Source organism: Streptomyces sp. WAC 04229 (assembly GCF_003947455.1).
In the GTDB taxonomy this organism is placed as follows: Bacteria; Actinomycetota; Actinomycetes; order Streptomycetales; family Streptomycetaceae; genus Streptomyces.
The window spans coordinates 23,699-29,781 of sequence record NZ_QHJH01000081.1 but is presented as its reverse complement, the minus strand read 5'-3'; the positions used below and the strand labels follow the sequence as shown (position 1 = coordinate 29,781).

Annotated in this window: 5 protein-coding genes and 2 pseudogenes; 5 read left to right on the top strand and 2 right to left on the bottom strand. The window is 73.9% G+C overall.

The features are described from left to right. Nucleotides 1-452 (top strand): annotated as a pseudogene (locus tag DMH12_RS21635) (cobyrinic acid a,c-diamide synthase); the annotation flags it as partial. 11 nt (nt 453-463) lie between these two features. On the opposite strand, the gene DMH12_RS21630 reads toward DMH12_RS21635, so the two are convergent. Continuing rightward, the gene (locus tag DMH12_RS21630) at nt 464-1,192 is read right to left on the bottom strand and encodes a ZIP family metal transporter (RefSeq protein WP_125493155.1); all 729 of its coding nucleotides are present in this window, start codon (nt 1,190-1,192) and stop codon (nt 464-466) included. 71 nt (nt 1,193-1,263) lie between these two features. Between DMH12_RS21630 and DMH12_RS21625 the strand changes: the two are divergent. The 3 genes and pseudogenes from DMH12_RS21625 to DMH12_RS21615 all read left to right on the top strand — a co-directional run. Further along, nucleotides 1,264-1,728 (top strand): annotated as a pseudogene (locus DMH12_RS21625) (cobalamin biosynthesis protein); the annotation flags it as partial. Between the two features lie 22 nt (nt 1,729-1,750). After that, nucleotides 1,751-2,839, top strand: a complete 1,089-nt coding sequence (gene cobC / locus DMH12_RS21620) for an Rv2231c family pyridoxal phosphate-dependent protein CobC (protein WP_185832458.1) — start codon at nt 1,751-1,753, stop codon at nt 2,837-2,839. A gap of 371 nt (nt 2,840-3,210) precedes the next feature. Beyond that, entirely contained in the window at nt 3,211-4,413 is a 1,203-nt protein-coding gene (locus DMH12_RS21615; protein ID WP_125493152.1) for an IS110 family transposase, read from the top strand. Between the two features lie 50 nt (nt 4,414-4,463). On the opposite strand, the gene DMH12_RS21610 is transcribed toward DMH12_RS21615, so the two are convergent. Further along, nucleotides 4,464-4,859 (bottom strand): VOC family protein, encoded by a 396-nt coding sequence (locus DMH12_RS21610; RefSeq protein WP_125493151.1) that lies wholly within the window; start codon nt 4,857-4,859, stop codon nt 4,464-4,466. A gap of 245 nt (nt 4,860-5,104) precedes the next feature. On the opposite strand from DMH12_RS21610, the gene DMH12_RS21605 reads away from it, so the two are divergent. Then, nucleotides 5,105-6,046 carry an NADP-dependent oxidoreductase gene (locus DMH12_RS21605; RefSeq protein ID WP_125493150.1) on the top strand — a complete coding sequence of 314 codons (942 nt, stop codon included), beginning with the start codon at nt 5,105-5,107 and terminating at the stop codon, nt 6,044-6,046. Nucleotides 6,047-6,083 lie beyond the last annotated feature (37 nt).

Here is a 6,083-nt window from a genome sequence, read left to right as displayed (position 1 = left end):
GGGGCGGGTTCCCCGAGGTGTACGTCTCCGAGTTGTCGGCCAACGAGGGGCTGCGGAAGTCCGTCGCCGAGCTGGCGCGCGGGGGTGCGCCCGTGGCGGCGGAGTGTGCGGGACTGCTGTACCTGGGCCGGGAGCTGGACGGGCTGCCCATGTGCGGGGTGCTGGACTCCTCCGCGCGGATGTCGGGGCGGCTCACCCTCGGGTACCGGGACTGCGTGGCGCTGACCGACAGTCCGCTGGCCGTGGCGGGGACGCGGATGCGGGGGCACGAGTTCCACCGGACCGTCGTGGAGCCGGGGGCGGGGGCGACGCCTGCGTGGGGGATGCGGACGCCGCAACGGCGCGTCGAGGGGTTCGTCGAGGGTGGCGTGCACGCGAGTTACCTGCACACGCACTGGGCGGCGGAGCCGTCGGTCGCCCGTCGGTTCGTGGAGAGGTGCCGGGCGTCGTGAACGGCGGCCGCTCACTCCGCGATGCCGACCACCAGCCAGATGAAGGCCGCGCCGGCAACGGTGCACAGCAGGGTCGAGCGGGCCGGGTGCTCGTGGTGGGCCTCGGGCAGGATCTCGGCGGCGGCGAGGTAGAGCAGTACGCCGCCGAACAGGCCGAGGTACGCGCCGAGCGCGCCCTCCGGGATCGTGAAGAGCAGGGTGGAGGCCGCGCCGGCCACGGGTGCCAGGGCGTCGGCGACCAGCATCGCGATCGCGCGGCGGCGGGCGTTCCCGTAGAGGCTGGTCAGCGTGTAGGTGTTGAAGCCGTCCGCGAAGTCGTGGGCGATCACCGCCATCGCCACCGCCGCGCCCATGCCGCCGCCCACCTGGAAGGCGGCGCCGATCGCCACGCCGTCCATCGCGCTGTGCCCGACCATGGCGGCGGCCGCCGTGAGGCCCACCTGGGGCGAGCGCTGCGCGTGCTCGTCGGCGCCGTGCGCGGCGCGGCGGGCGGCCAGCAGGCGTTCCACCAGGTGCGCGAGGAGGAAGCCGGCGACGAAGAGCAGCAGCGCCTCGGGTACGCCGAACACCTCGTCGCCGGCCGCCTCCAGTGCCTCGGGCAGCAGGTCGAGGCCGACGACGCCCAGCATCAGGCCGCCGGCCAGCCCCAGGACCAGGTGGCGCCGGTCGGTCACGCGCTGTGCCGTCCAGCCGCCGGCCAGCGTCATCAGGAACGCGCCGAGCGCGACGAAGACCGCCATGAGCCCTTGCTATCCGATCAGGGCGCGTTCACGCGCGCACGACAGCGGCAACGGCGGTAAAGATGCGCAGGATGAGCGGGACGGAAGCGGATTCCCTGCCCGGACGTGCGATGCGGCCCGCGCCGTCGGTCGTCGTCGGGGTCGGCGCGTCCCGGGGCGTGCCGGTCGACGAGGTGCTCGCGCTGGTGGCGCTGGCGCTGGGCGAGGCGGGGCTGACGGCCGCGTCGGTCACGGAGCTGGCCACCCTCGACACGAAGGCCGCCGAGCCCGGAGTCGCCGGGGCCGCCGAGCGGCTGGGCGTGCCGCTGGTGACCTACAGCGCCGCGGAACTGGCGGCGGTCGGGGTGCCGCATCCCTCCGGTGCCGCGTTGGCGGCCGTGGGCACCGCGTCGGTCGCCGAGGCGGCGGCGCTGGCGGGCGGCGGAGCGCTCCTCGTCCCCAAGCGCAGATCGGCGGCGCGTCCGGCGCGCGCGACCTGCGCGGTGGTACGCCGGTCCGGGCGCGGGACGACGGACCCGGGCGCCGGGGCGGAGGACGGGGTGCGGCACCATCACGCTTATGGACACGCACACTCCCATGCGCGCTGAGCCGGGAACCCGGGGCCACGACCTGCGGCACCACGGGGACGCCGAGGTACGCGACGACGGCTCGGCGCTGGTGGACCTCGCGGTGAACGTCCGCGCGGACACGCCCCCGGTGTGGCTGCGCGAACATGTGGCCGCCTCGCTGGGCTCACTGGCCGCGTACCCCGACGGGCGGGCGGCGCGGGCCGCGGTGGCGCAGCGGCACGGGCTGCCGGTGGAGCGGGTGCTGCTGACGGCGGGGGCCGCGGAGGCCTTCGTGCTGCTGGCGCGGGCGCTGAAGGTGCGGCGGCCGGTCGTGGTGCACCCCCAGTTCACGGAGCCGGAGGCGGCGCTGCGGGACGCCGGGCACACGGTCGACCGGGTGCTGCTGCGGGCCGCGGACGGCTTCCGCCTCGATCCGGCGGCCGTCCCGGAGGACGCCGACCTGGTGGTGGTCGGCAACCCGACCAACCCGACCTCGGTCCTGCACCCGGCGGGCATGCTCGCGGGGCTGGCCCGTCCCGGGCGGACCCTGGTCGTGGACGAGGCGTTCATGGACGCGGTACCGGGCGAGCGGGAGGCGCTTGCGGGGCGCACCGACGTACCCGGGCTGGTCGTCCTGCGCAGCCTGACCAAGACGTGGGGGCTGGCGGGGCTGCGCATCGGCTACGTCCTGGCGGCGCCCGACACCGTGGCAGACCTGGAGCGGGCGCAGCCCCTGTGGCCGGTGTCCACGCCCGCGCTGGCGGCCGCCGAGGCGTGTGTGGCGCCGCGGGCACTGGCGGAGGCGGCCCACGCCGCCCACCGCGTCGCCGCGGACCGGGCCCATCTGGTCGCCGGGCTCGGGGAGTTCGCCGGGGCCGGTCTGCGGGTCGCCGGGCCCGCCGAGGGCCCCTTCGTCCTCGTCCGCCTCCCCCACGCCGCCGCGGTACGCCACCGGCTGCGCGGCCTCGGATTCGCGGTACGGCGCGGGGACACGTTCCCCGGCCTGGACGAGGAGTGGCTACGCCTCGCGGTCCGGGACCGCGCCACGTCGGACAGGTTCCTGCGGGCGCTGGAGCGGGCGATACCGGTCCCGGCCTGACGCCCCCGTCCCGAGGTGACGGCCGCGGTGCGGCGGCAGCGGACCCGCCCTCACGGGGTTCGACCCGGACGGGACGCGCGCCGACGGGCCCCCTCCCCCGCACGCACGCCCCGTTATCTTTTTCGCGGTCCTGCAAGAGGGCCGCTGGCCTCCGGGCCCGGCATGACTGTTGCCCCCTGTCGACGGGATGACCTGGGGGGTGGTGTCACCGGGTCCGAGGGGTGCCGTCGGAGACGCTGATCAGAGGTCCGACCACCGCCCGGCCGGGCGCAATGCCCGGCCGTGTCCGGGCGGCAGGTCTGCATAACGTGGCTGCGCGAGAACGGCCCCGACCGCCGAGGCCGGCACGCATCGACGCATGTGGGGGCACGGTGATCAGCATCGACGGGGTGGGCGTCTTCCTGGGGCTGGACGTCGGCAAGCAGACCCATCACGGTCACGGCCTGACCCCGGCCGGGAAGAAGGTGTTCGACAAGGCCCTGCCGAACAGCGAACCGAAGCTGCGGGCGGTCTTCGACAAGCTCACGGCCAAGTTCGGCACCGTCCTGGTGGTCGTGGACCAGCCCGCCTCCATCGGCGCCCTGCCACTGACCGTCGCCCGGGACGCCGGCTGCCAGGTCGCCTACCTGCCCGGACTGGCGATGCGGCGGATCGCCGATCTCTACCCCGGCGAGGCCAAGACCGACGCGAAGGACGCCGTGGTCATCGCGGACGCCGCCCGCACCATGCCCCACACCCTGCGCACCCTCGACCTGACCGATGAGGTCACCGCAGAACTGACCATGCTGGTCGGCTTCGACCAGGACCTCGCAGGCGAAGCCAACCGCACCTGCAACCGCATCCGCGGCCTGCTCACCCAGTTCCACCCCAGTCTGGAGCGCGTCCTTGGCCCGCGCCTGGACCATCCGGCAGTGACCTGGCTCCTCGAGCGCTACGGATCCCCGCAAGCACTCCGCCAAGCGGGCCGCCGCAAGCTGGTCGAGGTCGTCCGGCCCCGGGCGCCGCGCATGGCCGAGCGGCTGGTCGACGACATCTTCACCGCACTCGACGAGCAGACCGTCACCGTCCCGGGCACCGGCACCCTCGACGTGATCGTCCCCTCGCTGGCGAAGTCGCTGGCCGCCGTTCACGAACAACGCCGGGCCCTGGAGGCCCGGATCGAGGCACTGCTGGAGGCCCACCCTCTTTCCTCGGTCCTGACCTCGATGCCCGGCATCGGCGTCAGGACCGCCGCAGTCCTCCTGGCCACCGTCGGCGACGCCAGCAGCTTTCCCACCGCCGCCCACCTGGCCTCCTACGCCGGTCTCGCCCCGGCAACCCGGCAGTCCGGCACGTCGATCCACGGCGAGCACGCCCCCAGAGGCGGCAACCGGCAGCTGAAACGAGCGATGTTCCTCTCCGCGTTCGCAGCCCTCCACGATCCCGCCTCCCGGACCTACTACGACCGCTGCCGAGCCCGCGGCAAAACCCACACCCAGGCCCTCCTCCGCCTCGCCCGCCACCGCATCAGCGTCCTGTTCGCCATGCTCCGCGACGGAACCTTCTACGAGCCCAGGAGCCCCCGACTCGCTTGACGAAGGACATAGAGGCACCCCCCCGCGCGACGGCGCCCGGCAGGCTCTGGTCAGCCCTGCTTGGGCGCCGTCGGCGCGGTGGACAGGCGCACGGTGAAGGAGTGCCCCGCCGGGTCGGAGAAGCCGCGCTCCTCGTGCGGACCGGCCGGGTCCTTCGCCTCCACGGGGCGTCCGCCGAGCCCCACGATCGCGCGTTCGGCCTCGTCCAGCTCCGCCACCACGAAGTCCAGGTGGACCTGGAGTGAGTTCTCGGGACGGGGCCAGCTCGGCGGGGTCGCGTTGACGTCCCGCCGGAAGGCCATGCGGAAGCCGCGCGGGCCCTCGATCTCGACCCGGTTGGCGGTCGCCTCGGTCTCTTCCGCCCCCAGCAGGCCCTTGTAGAACTCGGCGAGCTTCTCGGGCTCGGCGCAGTCGAGTACCACGACGCCCGCGTTGACCGTTGCCATGTCTCCTCCGAAGGATTCCGGGCGCGGGGCCGACCTGCTCCGTGCCCTCTACCTAGCTGATATCCCGGCGGGGCCGATTCAGTCGGCGGCGGCGGGCTCCTGAGGCGGCGTCATGGCTGTCTAGGGTCGACGGATCCCCCTGCCGGCCAGGGCATCCGGATGCCGTGCCGCCCCGGGAATGACACGATCTCGTCGGAGGTTGCAGACCGTGCCCCTGGAACCACTCCCTATTTGCGAGGTTCTCGATGAACACCATGCGCGCCATCGGCCAGGACGTCCTCGGCGGCCCCGAGGTCCTGAAGGAGGTACGGCCCCCGCGCCCCGAGCCGCGCCCGAACGAGGTGCTGGTGCGGGTGCGCGCCTCCGGAGTGAACCCGACCGACTGGAAGCACCGGGCGAACGGCGGCTTCCTCGGTGAGCCGCCCTTCGTGCTGGGCTGGGACGTCTCGGGCACGGTGGAGGCGGTGGGGATCGGCGTGGCCGCCTTCGCGCCCGGCGACGAGGTCTTCGGCATGCTCTCGTACCCCTTCGGCCACGGCTCCCACGCGGAGTACGTCACCGCTCCCGCACGCACCTTCACGCACAAGCCGGCCGGGATCGACCACGTCCAGGCGGGCGCGCTCCCCCTGGTCTCGCTGACGGCGTGGCAGGCACTGGTGGAGCGGGCCGACGTCCGGCCGGGGCAGCGGGTGCTGATCCACGCGGCGGCCGGCGGCGTGGGCCATGTGGCGGTACAGATCGCCAAGGCCCGGGGCGCCCATGTGATCGGCACCGCCAGCGCGGGCAAGCACGAGTTCCTGCGCTCCCTGGGCGCGGACGAGACCGTGGACTACCGGGAGACGGACTTCACCCAGGCGGTGAAGGACGTGGACGTCGTGCTGGACACGATCGGCGGCGACACGTCCCTGCGGTCGCTGCGCGTACTGCGCCCCGGCGGGGTGGTGGTCTCGATCCTGCCGGTCGGGTCGGACGAGTTCTTCGAGGAGGCCGGGCGGCTCGGCGTGCGCGCGGTGCGGATGCTGGTGGACGCCGACCGGGCCGACATGGAGGCGATCGCGGGTCTGGTCGAGGCGGGGAAGCTGAAGGCGACGATCGAGAAGACGTTCCCGCTGGCCGAGGCGGCCGAGGCGCACGCGCTCGGCGAGACCGGCCGCACCACGGGCAAGATCGTTCTCGTTGTCGACTGATCGACCCGGCTGTGAGATTTCGATGACATATGTCAAT

What these genes read in the sequence shown, in the direction of transcription:
- DMH12_RS21630 (WP_125493155.1), bottom strand. Translation starts at nt 1,192, where the DNA reads ATGGCGGTCTTCGTCGCGCTCGGCGCGTTCCTGATGACGCTGGCCGGC.
- cobC (WP_185832458.1), top strand. Translation starts at nt 1,751, where the DNA reads ATGGACACGCACACTCCCATGCGCGCTGAGCCGGGAACCCGGGGCCAC.
- DMH12_RS21610 (WP_125493151.1), bottom strand. Translation starts at nt 4,859, where the DNA reads ATGGCAACGGTCAACGCGGGCGTCGTGGTACTCGACTGCGCCGAGCCC.
- DMH12_RS21605 (WP_125493150.1), top strand. Translation starts at nt 5,105, where the DNA reads ATGAACACCATGCGCGCCATCGGCCAGGACGTCCTCGGCGGCCCCGAG.